Here is a 25,355-nt window from a genome sequence, read left to right as displayed (position 1 = left end):
CCTCAGAGCGCGTCGAGGCCGCGCTCGCCGGTCCGGACCCGGACGACCTCCTCGACGGCGGTCACCCAGACCTTCCCGTCACCGATCTTGCCGGTCCGTGCCGAGGTGACGACGGCATCGACGATCTTGTCCACGTCGATCTCGTCGGTCACCACCTCGACCTTGATCTTCGGCAGGAACTCCACCGTGTACTCGGCGCCCCGGTACACCTCGGTGTGCCCCTTCTGCCGTCCGTACCCCTGTACCTCGCTCACGGTCAAGCCGGTCACGCCCAGCGCGTGCAGCGCTTCCTTCACCGCGTCGAGCTGGTACGGCTTGATGACCGCGGTCACCAGCTTCATGCTCAGTCCCTCTCTCGGAGCAGTCATACGGGTATTTAACCGGCGACCTTCTGGCTGACGTCCGCCTTGCCGTCAGCATCCACCTGCTTCGCGCCACCGATGCCGGCCATCGCGAACGCGCTGCCCCCGCCCGAGCCCGCGGCCGGGGTGAAGTCGTACGCGGTCTCACCGTGGTCGGCGATGTCGATGCCGCCGATCTCGGCGTCCTCGCTGACCCGGAAGACCTTGACGGCCTTGAGGACCAGGGCGAGCAGCCCGGCGATGATGAACGAGTAGAAGGTGACCGCGATGCTGCCGACGAACTGGCGGCCGAGCTGGGTCGCGCCGCCACCGTAGAACAGGCCGTTGTCCGCGCCGAGCACGTCGGAGATCGCGCCGTTGACCTGGGTGGTGGCGAAGAAGCCGATGGAGAGGGAGCCGATCCATCCGCCGACGAAGTGGACGCCGACCACGTCGAGCGAGTCGTCGTAGCCGAGCTTGTACTTCAGGCCGACGGCGAGCGCGCAGACCGCGCCGGCGATGATGCCGATCAGGACGGCCGGCAGCGGGGCGACGAAGCCACAGGCCGGGGTGATGGCGACCAGGCCGGCGACCGCGCCGGAGGACGCGCCGACCAGGGTCGGCTTGCCGTCGCGCAGCCACTCGACGACGCACCAGCCGCAGAGCGCGGCGGCGGTGGCGAGCTGGGTGTTGACGAAGGCGAACGCGGTGGTGCTGTCGACGGTCAGCTCGGAGCCGGCGTTGAAGCCGAACCAGCCGAACCACAGCAGGCCGGCGCCGAGCGCGACGAACGGCACGTTGTGCGGGCGCATGTTCTCCCGCGGCCAGCCGAGGCGCTTGCCGAGCACCAGCGTGACGGCGAGAGCCGCCGCACCGGCGTTGATGTGCACCGCCGTGCCACCGGCGAAGTCGAGCGCGTGGAGCTTGGCGCCGATCCAGCCGCCGCCCCAGACCCAGTGCGCGACCGGGACGTAGACCAGGGTGAACCAGCCGAGGGCGAACAGCACCCAGCCGCCGAACTTGAGCCGGTCGGAGAGCGAGCCGCTGATCAGGGCGACCGTGATGATCGCGAACATCATCTGGAACGCCATGAACACGTACGTCGGGATGCCGGTCTGGCCCCACATCTCGGAGCCCCACGAGGTCCCGGATCCCCAGTACTGGCTGAAGCTGCCGAGGAACTTGTTGAGGCCGTCGCTGTCGTTGGTTCCGAACGCCAGCGTGAAGCCGTAGAGGGCCCACAGGACGGAGATGAGCCCGATACACGAGAAGCTCATCATCATCATGTTCAGCATGCCCTTGGACCGGTTGAGGCCACCGTAGAACAGCGCCAGACCGGGGGTCATAAGCAGAACGAGTGCAGACGACAGGAGCAACCAGGCGGTATTGCCGGTGTTGATCTCCACGCTGCCTCCTCTCGAAATTAGGTGTCCTCCCACACGACCCACGGGGCAGCGTCGCCAGTCGGCCGGTTCGCAGGGAAGCGTTCCGGTCCGCTGTTTCACGCACGGTCTACGCGCGATTTCCGGCGCGTGACGGGTTGTTTCGTACGTGTGAAGAAACTCTCACAGGCCCCACGCCGAAAGCCCCGAAACCGGGGCAATCGGTATCAGCGGAGGGCGTATTCGAGAGTGTGCCGCTCGTAGTCGAGCAGACGCAGATCACGCATCGGGCGCCGGAGATGCCCCTTGTGCACGATGCGGACGAAGGCCGGGTCGCCGGCCGCGGCCATCCGCCGGATGCCTTCGACGTGGTCCACGATCCGCTTCCGGATGGTGCGGACCAGGCGGTGGCGGTCGCGCGGGATCAGCCCGTACGCGTCGGCGAAGAGCCGCAGGCGACGCGGCCGGTTCGGGCGTTTCCACCCCAGGGTGTACGAGTCCCGGTCGCTGAACAGCGGCACCCAGGTCCACGCGGCGTAGGCGACGTCGTAGATCCGGGCGCCCGGCGAGGCCAGGTCGAAGTCGATGAGCGCGAGGGTGCCGTCCGGCCGCCAGACCACGTTGTGCGGGGCGGCGTCGTGGTGGCAGATCACCTCGGTGTCCGGCGGCGGTGGCCCGAACGAGCGCCAGACCGCGTTCGGCGGCGGCACGAAGCCGTACTGCGCGTCGTGGAACATCCGCAACATGGTCGCGACGGTGACCAGCGCTTCCTCGGTGACCCAGTGCGGGGCCAGCGGGTATTCGCCGCACTCACCGTCGAGGTACGAGAGAACCTCGCGGCCCTTCTCGTCGACGCCCAGCGCGTGCGGGGAACCGGTGAAGCCCACCCGCTCGAGGTGGTTGAGGAGCGCGTGCACCGCCGGCGTCCACGGCCCGGTGTTACGCCGGACGGTGTCGCCGACCCGCGAGACCGTGCTGACGTTGCCGCCGTGCAGCGGAATCTCCCGCACCGGCTCCTGCGTCACCCACGCCCCCCTGGTCTCGAACACTCTGCGACTCCGAGACTAGCCGTCGGAGCCAAGCAACGCCTCGACGAAGGCGCTCGGCTCGAACGGGGCCAGATCGTCCGGACCCTCGCCCAGACCGATGAGCTTGACCGGAATCCCCAGCTTGCGCTGCACCGCGATGACGATGCCGCCCTTGGCCGTGCCGTCCAGCTTGGTCAGCACCACGCCGGTCACATCCACCACTTCAGTGAACACGCGCGCCTGCTCGAGTCCGTTCTGTCCGGTCGTCGCGTCCAGGATCAGCAGCGTCTCGTCGACCGGCCCGTGCTTCTCCACGACCCGCTTGACCTTGCCGAGCTCGTCCATCAGGCCGACCTTGTTCTGCAGGCGGCCGGCCGTGTCGATGACGACCGTGTCGATGCCGGTGTCGATGCCCCGCTTGACCGCGTCGAACGCCACGCTGGCCGGGTCGCCGCCCTCGGGGCCGCGCACGGTCTCGGCGCCGACCCGCTCGCCCCAGGTCTGGATCTGGTCGGCGGCGGCGGCCCGGAAGGTGTCGGCCGCGCCGAACAGCACCGTGCGCCCGTCGGCGATCAGCACCCGGCCGATCTTTCCGCAGGTGGTCGTCTTGCCCGCGCCGTTCACGCCGACGACCAGCACCACGGCCGGGCGGCCGTCGTGCGGCGCGGTCTTGAGGCTGCGGTCGAGCTCGGGCTCCAGCGCGCCGGTGAGCTCCTCGGCGAGCTGGGCGCGCACCTCGGCCGCCGTGCGGGTGCCGAGCACGCGGACCCGCTCCCGCAGCCGGGCGACGATCACCTGGGTGGCCTCGACGCCGACGTCGGCCGAGATCAGGCTGTCCTCGATCTCCTCCCAGGCGTCCTCGTCGAGGTGGTCGCGGGAGAGCACGCTGAGCAGGCCGCGGCCGAAGGCGTTCTGCGAGCGGGCGAGCCGGGCCCGCAGGCGGACGAGCCGGCCCGCGGTGGGCTCCGGCGCCTCGATCGACGGGACGATCTCCTCGGCCGGCTTTTCCTCGGCCGGGGCCGTGACCAGCGGCGGGAGCTCCTCGTCGGCCTCGGCCGGGACGACGAGACCGGGCGCTTCCTCGTCGGCCGGGGGCCGCTCGATCGTGGTCGTCGGGGCCCCACCGGGCGGCGGCAGCTCCCGGCGGCGCATCCGCGGCACCACCAGGCCGACGGCGCCGGCCACCAGGACGACAAGCAGGATCACTGCGGCGACCACGTATTCCATAGCCGAAATCCTGACAGATGAGCCGTCGGTACGTGGCGTGGGCCGGTCCAGTGGCGAGATCCGGCACATCTGACGGAGGATGGGACGCCCCGTTCACCTGCGTTCCCCCGCGTGGAGGCCAGTGCCCGTGACCGCTCACCTGCTCATCGGACCGGTTCTGCGGCGCGTGGCCGGCACCAGTGCCACGATCTGGGTCGAGACCACCGAGCCGGCCACCGTGTGCGTCGACGTCTCCGGGGGCGGCTCCGGCGAGGCCCGGACCTTCTCCGCGTACGGGCATCACTACGCGCTCGTGGTCGTCGAGGGTCTGACCCCGGCGACGACCAGCGAGTACCGGGTCGTCATCCAGGATCGCCAGGTGTGGCCGGCCGCGGACTCGGCGTACCCACCCTCGGTGATCCGGACCCGCCCGGCGCAGGACGAAGACGTACCCGTGCGCCTGATCTTCGGATCTTGTCGCGAGGCGACGCCGCACTCGACCGCCCGGCACCTCCCGCCGGACGCCCTCGACGCCTACTCGCGGCGCCTGATGGCCGACCCCGGCAATCCGGACCTGCGCCCCGACCTGATCGTGCTGCTCGGCGACCAGGTGTACGCGGACAACACGTCGAAGAAGGTCCGGCGCTTCCTGCGGCGCCGCCGGGCCGCCGGGCAACCGGGCCCGGACGACCAGGTGGTGACGTTCGACGAGTACACCAAGCTCTACCTGGAGTCGTGGCGCGACCCGGAGATCCGCTGGTTGCTCGCGACCGTGCCGAGTGTGATGATCTTCGACGACCACGAGATGATCGACGACTGGAACACCTCGGCCTCGTGGCGCGACGACATGGCGGCCCAGTCCTGGTGGACCGAGCGGATCACCGGCGGCCTGGCGTCCTACTGGGTCTATCAGCACCTGGGCAACCTCGCGCCGGACGAGCTCGCCGCCGACCCGCTCTACCAGCAGGTGACCGAGGCCGAGGACGCCACCGTCCTGCTGCACGACTTCGGCCGCTCGGTCGACGGCGCCCAGCACCTTTATCAATGGAGTTTCGCCCTCGACCTGGGCCGCACCCGCCTGGTCATGCTCGACAACCGGTGCAACCGGGTGCTCACGCCGGGCGCGCGCGAGATGCTGCCGGCGACCGAGTGGCAGTGGTTCCTCGACCGGGCCACCGGCGAGTACGACCACCTGGTCGTGGGCTCGTCGCTGCCGTGGCTGATGCCGCCCGCGATCCACCACCTGGAGGCGTGGAACGAGCGCCGGGCCGACTCGTCCTCGCCGAAGGTGGCGGCCCGGGCCGAGAAGATCCGGCGGGCCTTCGACCTCGAGCACTGGGCGGCGTTCAGCCGGTCGTTCGTGGCGATGGGCGAGCTGTTCAAGCGCCTCGGCGAGGGGTCGTACGGCGGTCGCGTGGGCGCCGGCGGGGCCTACGGGGCGCCGGCCACGATCAGCGTGCTCTCCGGGGACGTCCATCACTCGTACGTGGCCGCGGCCGACTTCGGCGCCGGCGTGCACACGCCGGTGATGCAGCTGACCTGCTCGCCGGTGCACAACCAGGTGCCCGCCTTCATGCGCCCGCTGATGCGGTTCAGCTGGTCGCGGCTGGCCGCGCGGGGCGTACGCGGGGTGGCCAAGGCGGCCGGGGTTCCCCGCCCCCCATGGAGCTGGAAGCGCCTCGCGGGCCCCTACTTCGGCAACGCGGTGAGCACCCTGAACCTCGACGGCGAGATCGCGAGCGTACGGGTCGAGGGCACCGACAAGGAGGGCAAGCTCTTCGAGGTCGCCTCGGTGCGGTACCCCAGCTGTAATCGGATCGCGGGAGCGGCCGGTTCCCGGCAGGATGACCGGCGATGACTACTTGGACCGCACCCGCCGCACAGCGCGAAGACGAACCCTTCACCGGCTCCGAGCGCCCGATGCTCCAGGGCTGGCTCGACTGGCACCGCCAGACCCTGCTGCGCAAGTGCGCGGGCCTGACCGCCGCCCAGCTCAAGACGGCGAGCGTCGAGCCGTCCAACCTGACGCTGCTGGGCCTCGTGCGCCACATGACCGAGGTCGAGCGCATCTGGTTCGTGGTCCGGGCCGCCGGCCAGACCCCGCCCGGCGCCCTCTACAACACCGAGGAGAACTGGGACGGCGATTTCGACGACGTGGCCGACGCCGACGCCGAGGCGAACCTGGCCGCCTTCCGGGCCGAGCTGCCGGCCGCCGACCAGGCCGTGGCCGACCTGCCGCTGGACCACGAGTTCACCCACCGCGAAAACACCATGACGCTGCGCTGGGTCTACCTCCACATGATCGAGGAGTACGCCCGCCACAACGGCCACGCCGACCTCCTGCGCGAGCGAATCGACGGCGAAACCGGCGACTGACGTCACTCCGGGAGGTCGAGGGCCTTCCGCAGGTAGGCGACGTGCTGCGGCCCCGACCAGCGGTACGCCGACAGCCCCGCCGACCGCGCGCCGCGCACCACGCGGTCGTCGTCGTCGACGAACAACACCCGGTCCGGTGCGACGCCGACCAGCTCGCACGCCCGGGCGAAGAACTCCGGCGCCGGCTTGTGGACCTTCAGCTCCCACGAGCTGATCACCACGTCGACCTCGTCGGCCAGGCCCAGCGCCTCCAGGTCGGGGCGCAGGCGGTCGGTGGCGTTCGTCGCCAGGCCGACCTTGCGGCCTCCGGCCCGCACCTCGCGGACGAAGGCCAGCACGTCCGGGTCAGGCTCGCCGCGATAGGACTGCCAGCGCTCGACGGCCTCGGCCGCCGCTTCCGGCGCGAGCGGCAGGCGGGAGGCGACCAGCCGCATCCACTCGGCGTCGGTGATCTCGCCGGCCACCGCGGGACGGTAGATGTCCCACGACATCGCCGTCTCGAGCAGCGCCGCCGGTTTCAGGCCGTACTCGACCTCCACCGCGATCATCGGGGCCGGGTCCCAGCGGCGCAACACGCCGTCCAGGTCGATGAGCAGGGCCTGGGCGCGATCGCGCGACATCCGGTCTAGTCCTCCGAGTCCTTGGCCAGCCGCTGGCTGATCACCTGGGTGACACCGGCGCGCATGGTGACGCCGTAGAGGGCGTCGGCGACCTCCATGGTGCGCTTCTGGTGCGTGATGATCAACAGCTGGCTGTGCTCCCGCAGCTGTGCGAAGAGCGTAATCAACCGGCCCAGGTTGACGTCGTCGAGGGCGGCCTCGACCTCGTCCATGATGTAGAAGGGCGACGGACGGGCCCGGAAGATGGCGCACAGCATCGCCACCGCGGTCAGCGAGCGCTCGCCGCCGGAGAGCAGCGACAGCCGCTTGATCTTCTTGCCCGGCGGCCGGGCCTCGACCTCGACGCCCGTGGTCAGCATGTCCTCGGGGTCGGTGAGCACCAGCCGGCCCTCGCCGCCCGGGAAGAGCACCTGGAAGACGACCTGGAACTCCCGGGCCGTGTCCTCGAACGCCGACGTGAACACCTCAAGGATGCGGTCGTCGACGTCCTTGACCACGGTGAGCAGGTCTTTGCGGGTCGCCTTGAGGTCTTCCAGCTGGTCGGAGAGGAACTTGAACCGCTCCTCGAGCGCCGCGAACTCCTCCAGCGCCAGCGGGTTGACCTTGCCGAGCAGCTGGAGGTCGCGCTCGGCCTTGTTGGCCCGCTTCTCCTGCGTCGGACGGTGGAACGGCGCCGGGTCGGGCACCGGCTTGCCGTCCTTGTCGGCCTGGGCGGTCTCGGCGGCGCTCGGCGGCACCAGCTGGTCCGGCCCGTACTCGGTGATCAGCGTGTCGACGTCGAGCGAGAAGTCCTCGGCCGCCTTGGCCTCGAGCTGCTCGATGCGCATGCGCTGCTCGGCCCGGGCCATCTCGTCGCGGTGCACCTCGCTGGTGAGCCGCTCGAGCTCGGCGACCAGCCGCTTGGCGCTCGCCCGCACCTCCTGCAGCTCGGCCTCGCGGGCGGTGCGGGCCTGGGCGAGCTCGTCGCGCGCCTCGACGGCGGCGGCGAGCGACACCTCGACCCGGAGCATGGCGGTGGCCGCGCCGAGCGCGACCGCCTTGGCGATCTCGGCGCCCCGGGCGCGGGCGGCGCGGCGGGCGGCGGCGCGCTCGCGCGCCTGTCGCTCGGCGTTGGCCTGGCGCATGAGCGAGTCGGCCCGGCCGGCGATCGAGGAGACCCGTTCCTCGGCCGTACGCACGGCGAGCCGCACTTCCATCTCGTTCTGCCGGGACTGGGGCACCAGGGCCGCCAGCGTGTCGCGCTCCTCGGTGGACGGCTCCTCGTCGATCGGGGTCGCCTCGGCCAGGCTGAGCCGCTCCTCGAGCTCGGCCAGGCGCATCAGGTCGTTCTCCCGGGCGCCCTCGGCCTTCTGCCGGGCCGCGCCGAGGCGCTCGCTCTCGGCCTTGGCCGATCGGGCCGCGGCGCCGAGCTCGGCGAGCCGGCGGGCGGCCGCGTTGCGCTCGCCCTCGGCCGCGCGCTTGGCGGCGGCCGCGACGTTCACCGCTTCCTTCTTCTCCGCGACCTCGGCGCGCGCGTCGACCAGCTGCGCCTTGACCTCGCGGATCGTCGCCTCGGCGGTGGCCCGCTGCGCCTTCGCCTCGTCGACCGCGGCCTGCACCTCGATGTAGCTGGTGGCCTTGCCCGAGCCGCCGGCCGCCGTGAACGCGCCGAGCACGTCGCCGTCGGGGGTGACCGCGCGCAGCTCCGCGTTCTGCGCCACCAGCCGGGCGGCCTCGGCGAGGTCGGGCACGAGGGCGACGTCGCGCAGGACGCGGTTGAGGGCGGGCCGGATCTGCTCGGGGCAGTCGATCACCTCGGGCGCCCAGACGGCGCCCTCCGGCAGATGCGGGCGGAGGGACTCGAGCGAGCCGCGCATGCCGGGGCCGGGCGGCGAGGCGACCACCAGGGCCGCTCGGCCGGCGTCGGCGATTTTGAGCGTACGCATCGCCTCGATCGCCTCGTCCACACCGGAGAGCGCGACCGAGTCCGCCAGGGTGCCCAGTGCCGCCGCGACGGCGGCCTCGTAGCCGGACCGGACGGTGAGCATCGACGCGAGGCTGCCGAGCAGGCCCGGCACCTCGCCGGACTTGGCCAGCAACGCCCCGGCGCCGTCCTTGCGCCGGAGACCGAGGGCGAGCGCCTCCTCGCGGGCCTTCCAGCTGGCGGCGTCCTTCTCGGCGGCGCGCTCGGCGTCGGACAGCTCCCGCACCACGGCGCCGGCCCGGTCGTGCGCGCCGACGGCCTCGGCGTGCCGCTCGTCGAGCTCCACATTGTCGCGGTCGGCCTCGGTCGACTCGGCGGCGACGGCGTCGACCTCGGCCTGGGCGGCCTCGGCACGCATCAGGGCGTCGGTGTGCGCGGCGGCGAGGCGCTCGATCTCCTCGGCGGCCGATCCGGTACGGGCGCGAGCCGCGTTCACATTTCCGGCGAGCTTGGCGAGTCCCTCTCGGCGGTCGGCGATGGCCTTCGCGGCCGTACGCAGGGCGCCCTCGGCCGCCGCGAGCTGGCGCTCCAGCTCCTGCCGTCGCTCGACCGCCTCGGCCAGCCGCATCTGATCGTCGGTGAGCGCCTCGCGCAGCTCCTCCTCCTGCTCGCGCACCCGCTCGGCCTCGGCGACCAGCTGGTCGGGGTCGCGGCCGGGCCGCTCCTCGTCGGGGGTGGCGGCGAGGTGCCGCAGCCGCTCGCTGGCGAGCTGCTCGGTCGAGCGGAAACGCTCCTGGAGGGCGGAAAGCTTGTACCAGGTGTCCTGGGCGGCCTGCAGCAGCGGCGCGTCCTCGGCGTGCGCGGCCTCGAGCTCGGCGAGCCACCGCTGGACCTCGCGGTTCTCCTCCTCGACCTGCTCGCGCCGATCGCGCATCGCCGACTCGTCGGCGATCTCCTTGTCCAACGTGGTGCGCAGCGTGTGCAGGTCGTCGGCGAGCAGCCGGAGCCGGGCGTCGCGCAGGTCGGCCTGGATGCCGGCGGCGCGGCGGGCCACCTCGGCCTGCTTGCCGAGCGGCTTGAGCTGGCGGCGAAGCTCGGCGGTGAGGTCGGTCAGCCGGTTGAGGTTGACCTGCATCGCGTCGAGCTTGCGGATCGCCTTCTCTTTGCGCTTGCGGTGCTTGAGGACGCCGGCGGCCTCCTCGATGAACGCGCGGCGGTCCTCGGGCTTGGCGTGCAGCATCGCGTCGAGCCGGCCCTGGCCGACGATGATGTGCATCTCCCGGCCGATGCCGGAGTCGCTGAGCAGCTCCTGGATGTCGAGCAGGCGGCAGGCGTTGCCGTTGATCTCGTACTCGCTGGCGCCGTCGCGGAACATGCGGCGGGTGATCGAGACCTCGGTGTACTCGATCGGAAGCGCGCCGTCGTTGTTGTCGATCGTGAGCGTCACCTCGGCGCGGCCCAGCGGCGCCCGGCCGGCGGTGCCGGCGAAGATGACGTCCTCCATCTTGCCGCCGCGAAGCGCCTTGGCGCCCTGCTCGCCGAGGACCCAGGCGATGGCATCGACGACGTTGGACTTACCGGAGCCGTTGGGACCCACCACACAGGTGATGCCCGGCTCCAGGCGCAGCGTCGTAGCGGAGGCGAAGGACTTGAAGCCCTTGACCGTCAGGCTCTTGAGGTGCACGGATCTCCGAGGGTCGACAACAGGGTGCTGGTGCTTGGCTGCACGTTGCTTGGGGTGCAGGCTACCCGCCGCCCGCCCCATCGGCCCGGCACGCCGCGCTCAGCGGGGGTGCCGCCCTGCAAATCGGACAAAAAGATGCGCGCCGCCACGGGGTGGAGGCGCGCTGTGTGAATCGCGTTCTTGGTGCTGAGGGGGGAGGGACCGCCGGATTGCGGCGGCGGCTGGAACTCAGGTCAGCGCCGGCTCGGTCAGCCGCAGGATGTCGTCCGCTTCCGCGGCGGCCGCCGCGAGACGATCATTCTCCGCCCGGAGGCGGGTGACCTCGAACTCCAGAGCCTGCACCCTGGAACGCAGTCGGGTGACCTCGTCGAGCAGGCGCCGATCGGGCGCCGCACCTACGTGGCCGAAGAGGGCCTTCGCCATGGTGACTCCTTGAGAAGCATCGCTTCTTCTTCGGTGTTGTTTGACTCCGCGCGCTCTGTGTCGCGCGCCCAGCGTGCACCACACCTCTATGCACACGGGCACGCGTGAGCACAGAATCGTGCACCCGCGGAACGTAGTCTGAGGTGCAGATGTCCCACACCAGGAGCAGCGACTGAATGGCTAGCCACTGAAACCAGGCATGAGTGGGCGCGACTGGCGACACCTCCATAGTCCGCCGATACCCACGCTCCGTCAAGCGGTGCGGAAGGCGTCGCGCTCACCAGGCCAGTGAATCATGCCACGTTGACACTCTTTACCAGGCCTTATGTTTCGCTTAGCGGGTTTGCCGCCACCTGACGCCGCCGCATACGGTCGGCCACGCCGTTGTGGACAGCCCGTCAAAAATGTCATAGGCGGGCCGTAAAGTCGCCCCACCCAGTTCCGGGTGGGGTTGGGTAACCAGTTCCGGGTCGGGTCGGCTAACCAGTCCCGGAGCTGGTCGCCCAATCCGGGTGATCACCCACGAGGCACACCGAGCCCGGCCGCCACGGCGGCCGGCCGGTGCGGCGTCGCGGCGGTGAGCCTCTCGGCATCTCGATCACCGCGCCCACCGCCCGCGCGACGCCCGCGTCCCCCACGGGCCGCGCCGGGCCGTGCGGCCACGCGAACGCCGGGGCCTGGCGCCGGGCGCCAGTGGCGGGGCACCCGGCGCCGGGTCGCCCCGCGAGTCGGCTCTCCCGCTCCGCACCACTCACTTCCGCCGGTCGGCGCGCACCTGCACCCACCCGCTGCGCGCCACGCGGTCCGCACCACCCGCTGCGCGCCACCCGCTCCGCAACACCCGCTCCGCACCACCCGCTCCGCACCACCCGCTGCGCGCCAGGCGGCCCGCATCACCCGCTCCGCACCACGCAGTGCGCGCCCGGCGGTCCGCATCACCCGCTCTCCAACACCCGCCGCGCGCCACCCGCTCCACACCACCCGCCGCGCGCCACCCGCTCCACAACACCCGCCGCGCGCCACCCGCTCCGCGCCATTCGCAACCGCCCTCCGCCCCGCCCTCCGTCCCGGGCCCGGCGGTCTGCACCATCCGGTTTGCGCACCCGGTCCGCTCCGCTCGGATTGCGCACTCATTCCGCACCAAGCGATCTGCGCAAATCACTCCGCACCACGCGACCTGAACCACTCAATCCGCACCACGCATCACGGTCTTTGCCATGCGCAATTTGCTCCTTGCGACTCGCGTGCACGCGATCACCCACTCACTCACCCGGCCATTCCCTCGGGCTCGGCGGCCCGAAACCCCGCGACGGTCGCCACGCTCGGCGGCCCACACTCCGGGAGCCGCCCCTCGATCGGTCACCCGCGCGCGGCGGCCCAGGCCGGGAGCACTCCCCCTCGATCGATCACCCGCGCTCGACGGCCCCAGCACTCCCCCTCAATCGGTCGCCCCGGCGGTCTAGGACCCCGGCCCGGGAGCACTCCGCCTCAATCGGCGACCCCGGCGGTCGGGGCCCCGGCCCGGGAGCACTCCGCCTCAATCGGCCACCCCGGCGGTCGGGGCCCCGGCCCGAGAGCACTCCGCCCGCGACGGTCACCCACCGTCAGCGGCCCCCTCCGCGGCCCTCCCGTCGACGATCACTCGCGCTGGGCGCCCCGCCCGGAACCTCCCCTCGGCGGCCACCCGCGCTCGGCGGGCCTCACCCGGTGAGTCGTCCCCTCGGCGGGTGGTCGCTCGACGGCGCGAATATGTGACAATTCGTGCAAAGCGGGCGGCAAATCGGATAAAAAGCGCGTAAAAGTGTCGCCTAGTTGACAGGCTCTCGTAACTTCCCCGGGCTGTCTCGTTGCCTCCTTCGTGAAATCGACCCCGTCGCCCGAGCGCGTCTGCCTGCTTACCGGCGGCGGGTACCCGTACCGGCGGGACGCGCTGAGTGGGTGGTGCCGGACGCTCGTCGAGGGCCTGCGCCGCTTCGGCTTCGACCTGCTCACCGTCACGGACCGCGAACCGCCGTCCGCGCCCGCGTACCCGCTGCCGCTCAACGTCCGCTCGGCCAAGGCCGTGCAGGTCGGACGCGAGCCCGTCCGAGAACGCCGCCGCGGCGACAGCAACGAGAGCGGCCGCGGAGCGGCTCACCTGCTCTGCCGTGGACTGATCGAGGAGCGCCGGTTCGCCACCGGTCTTCGCGGGCTGGCCGAGCTGGCCGCCGAACGACCCGACCCGCTGGCCGGGGTGCCGCTCGCCGACCTGCTGATGGACGCCTGGAAAAGCCGGCCCGAACCGGCGGAGCCGACGCTGCCGAGGCTCGGGGCGCGCGACGCCCGTACCGCCGCGACCCTGCTCAAGCACGCCCTCGGAGCCCTGACCGTGCCGGTGCCGGAGGTCGACCTGGTGCACTGCGTCGGCGGCACCACCCCGATGCTGGCCGCGCTCGGCGGACGGTTCCGGGACGGCGTCCCGCTGCTGCTCACCGAGGCCCGGGCGCCGGTCGCCCGGCACCGGCCGGCCGAGGACCGGCTGTCGCCGGCGGTGCGGGCGGTGCTGCGGCGCTTCCGGGCCGCGGTGGCGCGCACCGGGTACGCCGAGGCCGGCCTCATCGCCCCGCTCAGCGCCTACCACCACGGCTGGGCCCTGCGGCACGGCGCCGAGGCCGCCCGGCTGGTGCAGGTGCCGGCCGGGGTCGACCCCTCGGAGTACCCGGGCGCGGCCGAGCTGGACACCGACCCGGCCGTGGTCTGGGCCGGCAGCGGCGGGCCGGACAGTGGGCTCACGCCGCTGCTGGCCGCGTTCGAGCAGGTGGCGGCGGCCCTGCCGGGGACCGTGCTGCACCTGGTCGGCGTCACGCCGGCGCACGAGGATCACTGCGCCGAGCAGATCGAGCGGACCGGGCTGGGCCGCGCCGTGCGGCTGCACCCGCTGCCCGCCGACCCGCGCGACCGGTACACGGCCGGGCACGTCGTGGCCCACGTGCCGGGGCCGGCCGACCCGCCGTACCGGCTGATCGAGGCGATGATGTCGGGCCGCGCGGTCGTCGGGGTGGACGTCGGGCCGGCCGCCGAGACGATCGGCGACGCGGGCGTGCTGGTGCAGCCGGACGACCCGGCCGAGCTGGCGATCGCGATCGTCGGGCTGCTGCGCGCGCCGAACCGCCGGCGCCAGCTGGGCGACGCGGCGCGGCGCCGGGCGCTGACCCATTACACCAACGACCGGGTGGTACGGGTCTACGGCGCCCTCTACGCCGACCTGTCCGCGCCCCCGCCCGCCACGGCCTTCGAGGTCGCGCTCGCGGTGCCGGCCCCGCGGACCGCGAACCCGGCCACCCTGCGCTGGTTGACCCCGGAGCGAGCCGTGATCCCGTCCGGCTCGATGCCCGGCGGCCCGATGCCCGGCCGGCCCGGCCCGGCGGGAGAGGCGGAACCGGCCGCAGAAACGGAACCGGCCGGAGGAACGGAACTGGCCGGAGAAACGGAAGTCGCCGGAGAAACGGAACTGGCGGAGGAAGTGGAAGAGGAGAAGGCGATGGCCGCGCAGGGCGGTGAGGGGCTGTGACGATCACGCCGCGGCGCCCGGTGACCACGCCGCGCGCGGCCCGGACCCGTACCCGTCGAAGGAGCGCCGTCGGACACGGCCGGCATGCTCCCGCCGTACGGCTGCATCCCAGGCATTCACGGCATGCCGCCGAACCGCAAGTCGCCCCACCGGAGCTCGCGCCCCCCGCGCGCGGCGCCTACCTGAACGCCGCCGTGCTCCGCTGCGCCCTCTATCTCGGTCCGCTGAGCGTCGCCGTCGCCGGTGGCGGGCAGCTCCGGCAGGTCGCGTGGCCGGTCCCGCTGGTCACGCTGCTGCTCGGCTGGACCGCCGCCCAGGCCCTGACCTGCGCCGGCGTCACCATCGCCCAGCGCGCCGGGATCGCCACCGCCTGCCGTCTGGTCGCGGCCGGCTTCGCCGCGGTCGCCGGCCTCTGGTGCGCGCTGGTCTGGATCGCGCCCTCCGCGCTGCTCGGACCCCATCGCGGCATGGCTCTCGTGGTCGGCCTCGGCGGCCTCGCGACGCTGGCCACCGTCACCGCCGCCCTGGTCACCCGGGCCGAGGCCGCGGTCGTCCGGTGGTCGGTGCCCTGCTGGCTGCTGGCCGTCGCCGGTTTCGCACATCTTCTGCCCGTCGGCACCCTGCTCCCGGCCGCGATCGTGGTGGCGCTGGTCCGCGCGTTCCGCCCGGCGATGCTGCCCGCCTGCCGCCGCCCGCTCCGGCTCACCCGGCCCGAGCTGCATCGCGCCGGCGGATATCTGGTGATCGGCGCGTCCCAGGCGGTCTGCGTGGGTCTGGTGTGGCGGGCCGGACCGTCCGGGTCGACCATGCCGTTCTGGCTGCCGCTGCTGCTCGCGGTGCCGATCCTCGAGGCCCTGATCGGCTGGAACAACGAGGCCGGCGCCGACCCGGCCGGCCGGCGCGGCGTCACCACGGTCACCATCGCCGGGCTGCTGCCGCCGCTCGCCCTGGGCTGCGCGCTGGCCCTGGCCGCCTACGAGACCGGCGCCCGCGACGAGATCCTCGGCCTGGCCGGCGGCACCCTGCTCGGCGGGGTCTTCGCCATCACGTTCCTGCTCGCCGCCCGCGGCCGGATCGGCGTCGCCGCCGTCATCGCGGCCGCGCCGCCGCTGGCCACCGTCCTCCTGAAGCTCCTACCGACACCGGCCGCCGGCCCTCTGCCGAACGCCGTCGGCGCGCTCGCCGCCACCCACGTGGCCGGCCTGCTCGTCGTCGCTCTGACCGCCGCCGACCATCGGAGATCCTCGTGAAGACCCTCTTCCCCCCGTACGCCCACCCGTCGCCCGAGCTGGCGCTGGACTCCGAGACCTGGATCATCCGGGATCTGCCCGGCGAGCGTCGCACCCTGCACCAGTCGCTGGGCCGCATCGACCTCGACTGGGGCAGCCGGTCGCTGGCCGACGTGCTGGCCGACGTCGACGCCTGGCGGGAGGACGGCGTCGAGGGCCTGTTCCTCGACCGGGCGCCGGCCGGATCGGGCGGGGTCGGGCCGGTGGCGCTGACCATCCGGCTGGCCGCCCGGCGCGGGCTGCACCGGGTGGTGCTCAACCCGGGCGTGCCGACCCATCCGCTCTACCGCGACCTGGGCGTGCGGATCTGCACGTTCGAGGGGCCGTGGTCGGCCTATCAGAGCTGGGACGGCGACGGCGTGCGCCCGGGCGACGGCCACATCGTGCACGGCGTGCCGGCGGCGCTGCTCACCGCGGCGCGGCGGCTGATGGGGCGGCGCGGCGCCGGGTTCGGCCTGGCCACCGACGCGAGCCCGTACGTCAGCGCGTACGCGGGCGGGGCTGGCACCGGGGACAACTGAACGAGGACCGGTTCATGAACTGCTCGCGGCGGATCGGCGTGCCGCAGCGGTGGCAGGGCTCGCCCTCCCGGCCGTACGCGTTGAGCGCCCGGTCGAAGTAGCCGCTCTCGCCGTTCACGTTCACGTACAGCTCGTCGAAGCTGGTCCCGCCGGCCACGATCGCCTCGCCGAGCACGTCCCGCACGTGGGCGAGCAGCCGCCGCGCGGCCGGCCGGGTCAGCTGGTCGGTCGCCCGCGCGCCGTGCAGCTGGGCCCGCCACAGCGCCTCGTCGGCGTAGATGTTGCCCACCCCGCTGATCAGCGTCTGGTCCAACAGCGCCCGCTTGACCTCGGTGTGCTTGCCGCGCAGCCGGGCCACGAACGCCTCGTCGTCGAAGAGCGGGTCCATCGGGTCGCGGGCGATGTGCGCGATCTCGTCGGGCAGCTCGGCGCCGCCCTCGGAGACCGACAGGCCGCCGAACGTGCGCTGGTCGACGAAGCGCAGCTCGGGCCCGCCGTCATCGAAGACAAATCGGATGCGGAGGTGTTTCTCGTCCTCGGCATCCGACGGCTGCATCAGCAACTGGCCGCTCATGCCGAGGTGGCCGATGATCGCGTCGCCCGAGTCCAGCGGCAGCCAGAGGTACTTGCCGCGACGGGACACGTCGAGGATCGTGCGGCCGGCCAGCATGGCGATGAAGTGCGCGTCGCCGGGCAGGTGGCGCCGGATCGAGCGCGGGTGGTGCACCTCGACGGTCTTGATCGTCCGGCCGGTCACCCACTTGGCCAGCCCTTGACGTACGGTCTCCACCTCGGGCAATTCGGGCACCGGAACTCCTAAAGCGTGTATGGCCAGACCGTGAGCATGTACGCGCCGTACCAGAGGCCGAACGCCGCCCACGCCGCGATCGACAGCACCGCCACCCGGGGGCGGGCGCGGGCCGCGGCGACGGTCGCGGGAAGCAGCGTCAACAGTACGGGCAGCAGCAGTCGCGGCTTCGAATGGTAGAAACCGGCCTGGCCGTACACGAGCACCATGGCCACCACCCCGTAAACCGCGAGCGGCAGCCAGGGCTTCCCGGCCAGCGCCACCCCGGCCGCGGCCAGCGCCACCAGCAGCATGATCGCCATGCTCACCGGGATCCAGCCGTCGCCCGTGGACAGCGTCTGGCGCAGGAAGCTCCAGGTGCTCGAGCCGAAGTCGAACGAGGTGCCCCAGCCCGCGGTCTGGATGCGGAACCAGGCGCTCGGGTCGCCCACCCGCCAGCCCACCCAGGCCAGGAACAGCGGCACGCCGGCCAGCGCGACGGCCGCGGCGCCGAGCGGCTGCCACGCCTTCCGGCGCGACTCGCGCACCGCCATGATCGCGGCGACGGCCAGGGCGAGCGCGGCGGCGGCGCCGGTGGGGCGGGTGAGCGCGGCGCCGAGACCGAGCAGGCCGGCGGCCCACCAGACCTTGCGGTGGGCGGCGGCGAGCATGCCGGCGACAAGAGCGAGAAAGAGCGCTTCCGAGTACGCCATGGAGAGCACCACCGACACCGGAGCGGTGCAGCAGATGGCGACCAGGGCCCAGCCCGCCCGCTTGCCGTAGAGGGTGGTGCCGAGCAGGTGCAGCGCGACCGCGGCCCCGATCGAGGCGAGCCAGCTGACCGTGAGGGCGGCGGTCTGCGCGCTCAGGCCGAGCCCGGCCCCGCCCCGGATCAGCATCGGGTAGAGCGGGAAGAAGGCCAGCTCGTTGCCCTCGAGACCGCCGTTCGCCCCGTACGTGTAGCCGTGGGGGTAGCCGTTGACCGCCACCCGCAGGAACCAGCCCGCGTCCCAGACCAGCAGGCGGCCGCGCACACCCACATGGTCGTCCGCCGCGCCGCTCATCCAGGCCAGGATGAGCAGTTGCGCGATCCGGGTCAGCGCGAAGATCCCGACGGCGGTGAGCACCCCGCGCCACGCGCCGGCCAGGTCCCAGAGCCGCTCGCGATGCTCCACCCGCTCGACCTCGGGCGTGTCCACGGCCAGGCTCACAGGTCGTCTTCGCCGTCTGGTTTCTCGTCCTCGGCGTCCTGGCCGCGCTCGTTCAGCGTGCGCCAGGCGGCCGCGGCGGCCCGCTGCTCGGCCTGCTTCTTGCTGCGCCCCTCGGAGCCGCCGTAGCGCTCGCCGGCCACCACGACCCAGGCCGTGAACGTCTTGGCGTGGTCGGGCCCCGAGTCCTCGATCACGTAGTCCGGCACGCCGAGCCCGAGCGCCGCCGTGAGCTCCTGGAGGCTGGTCTTCCAGTCCAGCGCGGCGCCCCGGCCGGCCGACTCGGCCATCAGCGGGTCGAACAGCCGGTGGATCACCTCGCCCGCGACGTCCAGGCCGTGCTCCAGGTAGATCGCGCCGAGCAGCGCCTCCAGCGTGTCGGCCAGGATGCTGGCCTTGTCGCGGCCGCCGGTGGTCTCCTCGCCCTTGCCGAGCAGCAGGTGCGGGCCGAGCCCCAGCGGGCCCAGGCCCCGGGCCACGTCGGCGAGCGCATGCATGTTGACCACGCTGGCCCGCAGCTTCGCGAGCTGGCCCTCGGGCAGGTCGGGGTGGTTGTGGTAGAGCGCCGAGGTGATCACCACGCCGAGCACCGAGTCGCCCAGGAACTCGAGCCGCTCGTTGGTCGGGAGGCCGCCGTTCTCGTACGCGTACGAGCGGTGAGTGAGCGCCCGTTCCAGCAGGCCCGGCTCGATCGGGACCCCGAACGCCTCCTCGAGCGGGAGGGTCGGCGGCCGGCGGCGCTTGTCACTCATGGAGACACCTCGTTGTGCGGGATCAGGTCGGCCATGGCCGCGACGGCGCCACGGCGGTGCAGCTCGGCCGCCAGCGCGATGCCGGCGGCCAGGTCGGTTCCGGAGGCGGCGCCGTGGCAGACCACGACGGTGCCGGCAACGCCGAGCAGCAGTGCGGCGCGGGGTGGGACGCCGGCCGTCTGCCCATCGGGAGGACCGAGGCGGGCGTAGGCGGTTTCCAGCCCTTTGAGCAGGACATTCCCGGTGAAACCGTCAGTTACCACCACGTCGGCCGCCTCGCCGAGCACGACGTCGTGGCCCTCGACCAGGCCCGCGTACCGGGCGGCGCCGGGCAGGTCGGCGGCGGTGAGAAGAGGCGGCAGGGCGCGGCGCAGACGGTCGCCCTTGCCGCGCTCGATGCCGATGGTGAGCAGGCCGACCCGCGGCTCGGCGACCCGGTGCACGACGGAGGCGTACGCGGCGCCCAGCCGGGCGTGCATGACCAGGGTGTGCTCGTCGGGGTCGACGGCCGAGCCGACGTCGAGCAGCACGAGCCGGCCGGCGGCGGTGGGCAGCACGGCGGCCAGCGCCGGGCGGCGGACGCCGGGCCAGCGGCCGAGGGCGCGGGACGCGGAGATCACGACGGCCGCGGTGTTCCCGGCCGACATGACGGCGTCGGCCAGCCCGTCGGCGACGGCGCGCAGGGTGGCCCGGGCCGAGTCGTCGGGATGGATCTCGACGGCCGGCATGGGCAGCATGCCCACCCGGTCGCGTTCGGCCGGCGAAACGGCAGCCAGAACCGCGTCGGCCGCTTCGTGCGTGCCGACGAGCAGGAGATGAAGGGCCGGATCGTCCTGGAAGGCGCGCAGAGCGCCGTCAACCACGACGGCGGGAGCGTGGTCCCCGCCGAGGAGGTCGACGGCGATCCGCGCGGTCGCCGGCTCCGCGGAGGAAGCCGGCAGACCGGTGGCTCGCCGTTGCCCAGGTGCGACCCGCCCGGTAATCGGGCGTGTCACTCCGGGAGGCTCAGACCTCGAGGACCTGACGGCCGTTGTAGGTGCCGCAGACCGAGCAGGCCGTGTGCGGCAGCTTCGGCGACTTGCACTGCGGGCACGCCTGGGTCGCGACCGCGGTCGCCTTCCAGTTCGCCCGGCGGGACCGGGTGTTGCTGCGCGACATCTTGCGCTTGGGGACGGCCACGGTTCTTACTCCTCAGTTCCAGTTAGGTTGCGCAAAGCGGCCCAGCGGGGATCGACTTCCTCGTGGCTGTGATCCGCCGGAAGGTCGTCGAAATGCACCCCGCACTCGGGGCACAGGCCTGGGCAGTCCGGCCGGCAGAGCGGGTTGGTGGGCAGCATGAGCACCACCGCGTCGCGTACCGCCGGCTCGAGGTCGATCAGGTCGCCCTGCATCCGGCCCACCTCGTCCTCGTCGGTCGTCTCCTCGGTGGTGCTGTCCGCGTAGGCGAACAGCTCCGCGAGGGAGACCTCGAAGGCCTGGCTGATCTCATTGAGGCAGCGGCCGCACTCGCCGGTGAGCGAGCCACGGACCGTGCCCGAGACGTACACCCCCTCGGAGACCGATGTGAGCACGAGATCGAGCTCGACATCCGACCCCACGGGGACATTGATCAGCTCCAGGCCGAGGTTCGCCGGCGCCGGTATCACCCGTTTCAGGGCACGCGTCGCACCAGGCTGCCGGGGAAGCTTCGTCGTGTCGACGACCAGCGGCTGCCTGGGATCCAGGTGACTCTGCGGTGACTTGGGCATCATGAACTCTCAGCCATAGGTAGGCCGACGGAAAAGGTTACCTGAGCTTTCGGCCCAGCGTCGAATCGGGCCTGGTCTTCGAGCGGTTCAGAACGGGAGGGGGCGCTCGGCGTCCTCGCCCTGGAAGGTGCCGATCTCGCGGAGCGCGTGCATCTTGTCCCGGCCGCGCTCTATCGAGGCGAGTGCCCTGGTCAGGAACTGCTCGAAGTTCGCCAGCGCGGTGTCGACGTAGTCGTCGACCTCCTCGCGCAGCCGCTGGGCCTCGGTGCGCGCCTCGGCGATGATGCGGGCGCCCTCGTGCTCGGCGGAGACGGTGATCTCGTTGACCGAGACCAGCCGAGCGTGTTCCGTCTCACCCTCGCTGATGATCCGATCGGCCTCGCGGCGGCCGGCCTCGATGATCCGGTCGCGCTCGTCGAGCACGGCGGCGGCCTTGCGGATCTCCGACGGCAGGCCGGAGCGCAGCGACTCGAGCATCTCGATCATGTCGCCGCGGTCGTACATGAAGTTCGTCCGCGACATCGGGACGGAGCGCGCGTCCTGGACGCGTTCGATGATCTCGTCGATGCTGTCGAGCGGATCCACCGGTGACTCACTCCTGTCATCCATCCAACCACCCCGCCCGCCACCCCTGACCGGACTGAAGGCGAAGCCTCACGCAGCGTGGTCCGATCACGGTACTGCCTCTTCCGCGCGCCGGTTTTCGGCGCGCCGAGAGGTCAGTTCTGCTTCAGGCGCTTGATCAACCGCTCACCCACGAAGTCGGGAACGTACGCCGATGCGTCGCCACCCCACTTGACCACGTCTTTGACAAGGCTGGACGACAGGAACGAATAGAGCGGATTCGTCGGCATGAACAATGTCTCCACGCCGGACAGCCCGATGTTCATCTGCGCCATCTGCAACTCGTAGTCGAAGTCGCTGACGGCGCGTAGTCCCTTGATCACGACCGCGGCGCCCTGGGACTTGCAGAAGTCGACCAGCAGCCCGTGGAACGACGCGACCCGGACGTTCTCGTAGCCGGCGGTCGCCTCGCCGAGCATCTCGAGACGCTCTTCGATGGTGAACAGGCCGGTCTTCGACTGGTTGATCAGCACGCCGATGATCACTTCATCGAACAGCCGGCTGGCCCGCCCGACGATGTCGAGGTGGCCGTTGGTGACCGGATCGAAGGAGCCGGGACACACCGCACGTCTCATGATCGGCGACCGTACCAAAGAGTAGTCTCCCCGTAACGTCGACTACGGTCCGCAGTGATGCCGTCCACCCAGCTCATCGGGTCGCCCCGGCGGGACCGCTCGAGCACCACCACCGCATCGGGCGCGAGCCACCCGTTCGCGAGCAGCGCCTCCTGGAGCTCCACCATCTCGTTGTCGTCCACGGCGTACGGCGGATCGGCGAAGACGACGTCGTACGGCCCGCCCTCCGGCGGCCCGGCGAGCACTTGGGACACCCGGCCGGTGACGAGCCGCGCGGCCGAGCCGACACGCAACGAGACAATGTTGTCGCGGATCGTACGTGCGGCGCGTGCGTCCGATTCGACCAGAAGCGCGTGGGTTGCCCCGCGGGACAGCGCCTCCAGACCAACCGCCCCAGATCCGGCATAAAGGTCGGCGAACCGCGCTCCCGACAGGTCGATCATCGTGTCCAGGGCGCTGAAGAAGGCCTCACGAACACGGTCCGAAGTGGGCCGGGTCAGCGCGCCGGCCGGTGCGGCCAGTCGCCGCCCGCCGTGGGAACCGGCGATGATCCTGGTCATTCGCCCTCGCCGGGGTCGTTGGGTAGCACCACTCGAAGCTACTTCAACACTCACGCAGCGCAATCGCAGAGTGAACAATTCCCCTTTAGCCAGACACGCTGGGCATCGAAGCGATCTCACTCGGTACATCGAAGATCACGGCTTTGCATCAACAGCTTTAAGGCTCCCTGAGCCATTTCCCAGATTCATCTAACTCGCTAAAGTCCCTCGCTGTTGCACGTGGTTACGGCCGCGTGTCGACGACGTGGGGAGGCGTCGTCGACGGCTCTCGCTCTCAACGGCGTCGGCCCGCCGCTTCCTCGCCGAACCCCTGATTCCCAACACAGGAGTAGGCGTGAACCTGTTCACCACCAAGCTTCGCCGCGGCGCCACCGTCGCCGGCGGCGCATTCATCGGCCTTGGCATCGTCGCCGCCATGGCCGCCCCGGCTGCGGCCTGCGACGTCAAGATCAAGCCCTCGAGCGAGTGCGGCGAGAACGGCGGCTGGGTCGCCAAGTTCAAGGTCGCCAACGACTGGCACCCCGAGGCGGAGATCACCTCTGTCCTGCTGGACGGCGTCGCGCAGGATGTCGGCGACATCAAGCTCCACACGATCGTGGGCAAGGACTACTCGCAGTGGCTCGTGGGCACTGTCGACGAGCCCGCCTCGAAGGAGAGCGTCGAGCTCTCCGTCACGATGAAGTGGACCCAGGGCGACTGGTCCGACGAAGACACGACCGTGAAGTCGGCGACCAAGCCGACCAACACGGACTGCAAGCCGGACAACCCCAACCCGACGCCGTCGACCACGTCGCCGTCGCCGACCGCCTCGGCCACGACGAGCACGCCGCCGACCGAGGAGACCACCTCGCCGTCGGGCTCGCCGTCCGCGACCCCGACCGACACCCCCACGGTGCCGATCCCGACCCCGTCGGAGTCGACCGAGCCGGTGCTGCCGGACGAGATCTTCGCCGCCGACTGTGACTCGATGACGATCGGCCTGGACAACACCAAGGGCGAGATCGAGTACAAGCTTCACTTCACGCCGAAGACCGGCGCCGCGAAGGACCTCGACATCAAGGCCGGCGAGAAGAAGTCGCTGACCTTCGATGCCACCGAGGGCTTCTCGGTCAAGATCTCGATCGTCGCGGTCTACAAGGGCGTCACCAGCCCGGCCGAGACCGTCACGGTGCCCTACGAGAAGCCGGCTGACTGTGGCGGCCAGGGTGGCGGCGACCAGCTCGCCAAGACCGGTACGCCGACCGCGGGCATCGCCGGTGGCGCTGCCGCTCTGCTGGCCGTCGGTGGTGGCCTGTTCTTCCTGGCTCGCCGTCGCAAGGTGAAGTTCACCGCCTGATAGCGGACGCACGACATCGCAACACCGCAACACCCGGGGGGCGCGTCGACCACGTCGGCGCGCCCCCCGGCGCATCTCCGCATCCCGTCCCCTCGATGTTCAGGAGTCCCCCTGGTGAAGAAGACGCTCCTCTTCCGCGCCGCTGCCGTCATGGTCAGCGCCCTGATCGGCGCCGGCGCCGTGGCCACCTCGGCCGAGGCCCGCACCGGCGACGGCCACGACACCAACAAGTGCACGACCGCCGACTTCGCGTCGTCGAAGCTCACGTTCGCCGAGGACGGCAGCGCCGTCGGCACCTTCACGCTGAAGGATGACGCGCACTGCGCGACCGACGTGACGCTGGTGTCCTACCTGGCGCCGCGGCCCGACTTCGCGGTGCCGCAGTACCTGTTCGCCAACCGGACCGCCCGCGTCGACTCGGACCAGAAGAGCGGCTCGCTCACCGTCTCGGTGCCGAAGTGCAACACGCAGGTCGACATGTTCGTCGGCGGCGAGGACGACATCCTCAACCCGCTCGACGGCAGCAAGTACTACGGCGACACCAAGCTGCAGTGGAAGAACTTCGGCACCAGCGACTGCGTGCAGCCGGCCGTGCAGGCCATCCCCAACTGCGACGGCAGCACCGACCTCAGCCTGAGCAACAACGGCGAGCTGAGCGGCTACCCGGTCACCTTCGAGATCGCCTACAACGGCACCAAGCAGTCGGTGACCGTCGGCAAGGGTGAGGCCACCAAGGAGCCGATCCACATCGCGGCCGACAGCGGCCCGATCACGGTCTCGGCCAAGAACCTCGAGACGCAGACGATCAACTGGACGCGCCCGGACACCTGCCTGCCCACGGCGACCGCGAAGAACGACTGCACCAACGTCACGGTGACCGTGAGCAACCCCGAGAAGAACGTGCCCGCCAAGGCCGACGTGACCTACGGCGACAGCACCAAGACCGTCACCGTCGCCGCCGGCGCCTCCGAGGACGTCGTCTTCCCGGCCGGCGAGGCCACCACCGCGAAGGTCGACTTCCCGGACCTCAAGGGCGTTCCGGCCCTGACCGTGAAGGTCGTCAAGGACGAGTGCTCGAGCCCGTCGCCGAGCACCAGCACGTCGGAGACCTCGTCGCCGTCCCCGTCGGCCAGCGCGTCGACGACGCCGCCGGCGTCCACCAGCCCGGCCGCCGCGCCGAGCACCACGCCGGTGTCCAGCGACACCAACCTGCCGAAGACCGGCGCCGCGGCAAGCTCCATCGCCGGCGGCGCGGCCCTGCTGCTGATCATCGGTGGCGTGCTGTTCTTCCTGGCCCGTCGCCGCAAAGTGAACTTCACCGCCTGATAGCAGGCCTCGGATGAGAGGCGGGGGGGGGGGGGGGGGGGGGGGGGGGGGGGGGGGGGGGGGGGGGGGGGGGGGGGGGGGGGGGGGGGGGGGGGGGGGGGGGGGGGGGGGGGGGG

General features: G+C 71.8%; 23 protein-coding genes. 7 read left to right on the top strand and 16 right to left on the bottom strand.

All coding sequences use genetic code 11. The features are described from left to right. Positions 1–2: 2 nt before the first annotated feature. From ACZ6TB_RS15300 to ftsY, 4 genes are all read right to left on the bottom strand, one after another. A complete protein-coding gene (locus ACZ6TB_RS15300; protein WP_020517993.1) occupies positions 3–341 on the bottom strand; it encodes a P-II family nitrogen regulator in 339 nt (112 codons plus the stop codon). Positions 342–376: 35 nt separating this feature from the next. Continuing rightward, on the bottom strand, positions 377–1,747 hold the full coding sequence (locus ACZ6TB_RS15295) for an ammonium transporter (RefSeq protein WP_465554684.1): 1,371 nt from the start codon (positions 1,745–1,747) through the stop codon (positions 377–379). Between the two features lie 203 nt (positions 1,748–1,950). Further along, entirely contained in the window at positions 1,951–2,748 is a 798-nt protein-coding gene (locus ACZ6TB_RS15290; RefSeq protein ID WP_465554682.1) for a phosphotransferase, read from the bottom strand. A 39-nt stretch (positions 2,749–2,787) separates the two neighbouring features. Continuing rightward, the gene (ftsY, locus tag ACZ6TB_RS15285) at positions 2,788–3,978 is read right to left on the bottom strand and encodes a signal recognition particle-docking protein FtsY (protein ID WP_465554680.1); all 1,191 of its coding nucleotides are present in this window, start codon (positions 3,976–3,978) and stop codon (positions 2,788–2,790) included. 127 nt (positions 3,979–4,105) lie between these two features. Here ftsY and ACZ6TB_RS15280 point away from each other — a divergent pair, with 127 nt between their 5' ends. Beyond that, a complete protein-coding gene (locus tag ACZ6TB_RS15280) occupies positions 4,106–5,815 on the top strand; it encodes an alkaline phosphatase D family protein (RefSeq protein WP_465554678.1) in 1,710 nt (569 codons plus the stop codon). Next, on the top strand, positions 5,812–6,333 hold the full coding sequence (locus ACZ6TB_RS15275) for a DinB family protein (RefSeq protein WP_465554676.1): 522 nt from the start codon (positions 5,812–5,814) through the stop codon (positions 6,331–6,333). Before ACZ6TB_RS15280 ends, ACZ6TB_RS15275 begins: the two co-directional genes overlap by 4 nt. A gap of 2 nt (positions 6,334–6,335) precedes the next feature. Here ACZ6TB_RS15275 and ACZ6TB_RS15270 read toward each other — a convergent pair whose 3' ends face one another. The 3 genes from ACZ6TB_RS15270 to ACZ6TB_RS15260 form a co-directional block, all read right to left on the bottom strand. Further along, complete coding sequence (locus ACZ6TB_RS15270) at positions 6,336–6,953, bottom strand: HAD family hydrolase (RefSeq protein ID WP_465554674.1); 618 nt, start codon at positions 6,951–6,953, stop codon at positions 6,336–6,338. A gap of 5 nt (positions 6,954–6,958) precedes the next feature. Next, positions 6,959–10,540 carry a chromosome segregation protein SMC gene (smc, locus tag ACZ6TB_RS15265; RefSeq protein ID WP_465554672.1) on the bottom strand — a complete coding sequence of 1,194 codons (3,582 nt, stop codon included), beginning with the start codon at positions 10,538–10,540 and terminating at the stop codon, positions 6,959–6,961. A 228-nt stretch (positions 10,541–10,768) separates the two neighbouring features. Next, a complete protein-coding gene (locus ACZ6TB_RS15260; RefSeq protein ID WP_020518001.1) occupies positions 10,769–10,963 on the bottom strand; it encodes a hypothetical protein in 195 nt (64 codons plus the stop codon). Between the two features lie 1,858 nt (positions 10,964–12,821). Between ACZ6TB_RS15260 and ACZ6TB_RS15255 the strand changes: the two genes are divergently transcribed. The 3 genes from ACZ6TB_RS15255 to ACZ6TB_RS15245 all read left to right on the top strand — a co-directional run bounded on the left by ACZ6TB_RS15255 (position 12,822) and on the right by ACZ6TB_RS15245 (position 16,323). After that, entirely contained in the window at positions 12,822–14,513 is a 1,692-nt protein-coding gene (locus ACZ6TB_RS15255) for a DUF3492 domain-containing protein (RefSeq protein WP_465554669.1), read from the top strand. Between the two features lie 194 nt (positions 14,514–14,707). Beyond that, positions 14,708–15,763 carry a hypothetical protein gene (locus tag ACZ6TB_RS15250; protein WP_465554667.1) on the top strand — a complete coding sequence of 352 codons (1,056 nt, stop codon included), beginning with the start codon at positions 14,708–14,710 and terminating at the stop codon, positions 15,761–15,763. Further along, positions 15,760–16,323, top strand: coding sequence for a spherulation-specific family 4 protein (locus ACZ6TB_RS15245; protein ID WP_465554665.1), 564 nt, complete (start codon positions 15,760–15,762; stop codon positions 16,321–16,323). Before ACZ6TB_RS15250 ends, ACZ6TB_RS15245 begins: the two co-directional genes overlap by 4 nt. Here the strand turns inward: ACZ6TB_RS15245 and mutM are convergent. The 9 genes from mutM to rsmD form a co-directional block, all read right to left on the bottom strand. Then, positions 16,283–17,131 (bottom strand): bifunctional DNA-formamidopyrimidine glycosylase/DNA-(apurinic or apyrimidinic site) lyase, encoded by an 849-nt coding sequence (gene mutM, locus ACZ6TB_RS15240; RefSeq protein ID WP_465554664.1) that lies wholly within the window; start codon positions 17,129–17,131, stop codon positions 16,283–16,285. The two genes, ACZ6TB_RS15245 and mutM, sit on opposite strands and share 41 nt — an antisense overlap. 8 nt (positions 17,132–17,139) lie before the next feature. Continuing rightward, the gene (locus ACZ6TB_RS15235; RefSeq protein WP_465554662.1) at positions 17,140–18,321 is read right to left on the bottom strand and encodes a mannosyltransferase family protein; all 1,182 of its coding nucleotides are present in this window, start codon (positions 18,319–18,321) and stop codon (positions 17,140–17,142) included. Next, entirely contained in the window at positions 18,318–19,070 is a 753-nt protein-coding gene (gene rnc, locus ACZ6TB_RS15230) for a ribonuclease III (protein ID WP_465554660.1), read from the bottom strand. The genes ACZ6TB_RS15235 and rnc overlap by 4 nt, the downstream gene beginning before the upstream one ends. Continuing rightward, positions 19,067–20,011 (bottom strand): phosphate acyltransferase PlsX, encoded by a 945-nt coding sequence (locus ACZ6TB_RS15225; RefSeq protein WP_465555554.1) that lies wholly within the window; start codon positions 20,009–20,011, stop codon positions 19,067–19,069. The genes rnc and ACZ6TB_RS15225 overlap by 4 nt, the downstream gene beginning before the upstream one ends. A 64-nt stretch (positions 20,012–20,075) precedes the next feature. Next, on the bottom strand, positions 20,076–20,249 hold the full coding sequence (gene rpmF / locus ACZ6TB_RS15220; RefSeq protein WP_020518010.1) for a 50S ribosomal protein L32: 174 nt from the start codon (positions 20,247–20,249) through the stop codon (positions 20,076–20,078). A 5-nt stretch (positions 20,250–20,254) separates the two neighbouring features. Further along, positions 20,255–20,818 carry a YceD family protein gene (locus ACZ6TB_RS15215; protein ID WP_465555553.1) on the bottom strand — a complete coding sequence of 188 codons (564 nt, stop codon included), beginning with the start codon at positions 20,816–20,818 and terminating at the stop codon, positions 20,255–20,257. Positions 20,819–20,905: 87 nt separating this feature from the next. After that, entirely contained in the window at positions 20,906–21,403 is a 498-nt protein-coding gene (locus ACZ6TB_RS15210; RefSeq protein ID WP_465555552.1) for an ATP synthase subunit B family protein, read from the bottom strand. Between the two features lie 134 nt (positions 21,404–21,537). Further along, a complete protein-coding gene (gene coaD, locus ACZ6TB_RS15205; RefSeq protein ID WP_465554658.1) occupies positions 21,538–22,017 on the bottom strand; it encodes a pantetheine-phosphate adenylyltransferase in 480 nt (159 codons plus the stop codon). Further along, positions 22,014–22,577, bottom strand: a complete 564-nt coding sequence (rsmD, locus tag ACZ6TB_RS15200) for a 16S rRNA (guanine(966)-N(2))-methyltransferase RsmD (RefSeq protein WP_465554656.1) — start codon at positions 22,575–22,577, stop codon at positions 22,014–22,016. Before rsmD ends, coaD begins: the two co-directional genes overlap by 4 nt. A 334-nt stretch (positions 22,578–22,911) precedes the next feature. Between rsmD and ACZ6TB_RS15195 the strand changes: the two genes are divergently transcribed. Beyond that, entirely contained in the window at positions 22,912–23,913 is a 1,002-nt protein-coding gene (locus ACZ6TB_RS15195; RefSeq protein WP_465554654.1) for an LPXTG cell wall anchor domain-containing protein, read from the top strand. Between the two features lie 114 nt (positions 23,914–24,027). Further along, positions 24,028–25,239: an LPXTG cell wall anchor domain-containing protein gene (locus tag ACZ6TB_RS15190; RefSeq protein ID WP_465554652.1), complete on the top strand. Its 1,212-nt coding sequence runs from the start codon at positions 24,028–24,030 to the stop codon at positions 25,237–25,239. Positions 25,240–25,355: the final 116 nt, after the last annotated feature.

It is taken from the genome of Actinoplanes sp. NPDC051537 (assembly GCF_055586105.1).
This window is presented reverse-complemented; position numbering and strand designations above follow the sequence as displayed.

What these genes read in the sequence shown, in the direction of transcription:
- ACZ6TB_RS15270 (WP_465554674.1), bottom strand. Translation starts at nt 6,953, where the DNA reads ATGTCGCGCGATCGCGCCCAGGCCCTGCTCATCGACCTGGACGGCGTG.
- rsmD (WP_465554656.1), bottom strand. Translation starts at nt 22,577, where the DNA reads ATGACCAGGATCATCGCCGGTTCCCACGGCGGGCGGCGACTGGCCGCA.
- ACZ6TB_RS15275 (WP_465554676.1), top strand. Translation starts at nt 5,812, where the DNA reads ATGACTACTTGGACCGCACCCGCCGCACAGCGCGAAGACGAACCCTTC.
- ACZ6TB_RS15260 (WP_020518001.1), bottom strand. Translation starts at nt 10,963, where the DNA reads ATGGCGAAGGCCCTCTTCGGCCACGTAGGTGCGGCGCCCGATCGGCGC.
- ACZ6TB_RS15215 (WP_465555553.1), bottom strand. Translation starts at nt 20,818, where the DNA reads ATGCCCAAGTCACCGCAGAGTCACCTGGATCCCAGGCAGCCGCTGGTC.
- rnc (WP_465554660.1), bottom strand. Translation starts at nt 19,070, where the DNA reads ATGAGTGACAAGCGCCGCCGGCCGCCGACCCTCCCGCTCGAGGAGGCG.
- coaD (WP_465554658.1), bottom strand. Translation starts at nt 22,017, where the DNA reads ATGAGACGTGCGGTGTGTCCCGGCTCCTTCGATCCGGTCACCAACGGC.
- ftsY (WP_465554680.1), bottom strand. Translation starts at nt 3,978, where the DNA reads ATGGAATACGTGGTCGCCGCAGTGATCCTGCTTGTCGTCCTGGTGGCC.
- ACZ6TB_RS15300 (WP_020517993.1), bottom strand. Translation starts at nt 341, where the DNA reads ATGAAGCTGGTGACCGCGGTCATCAAGCCGTACCAGCTCGACGCGGTG.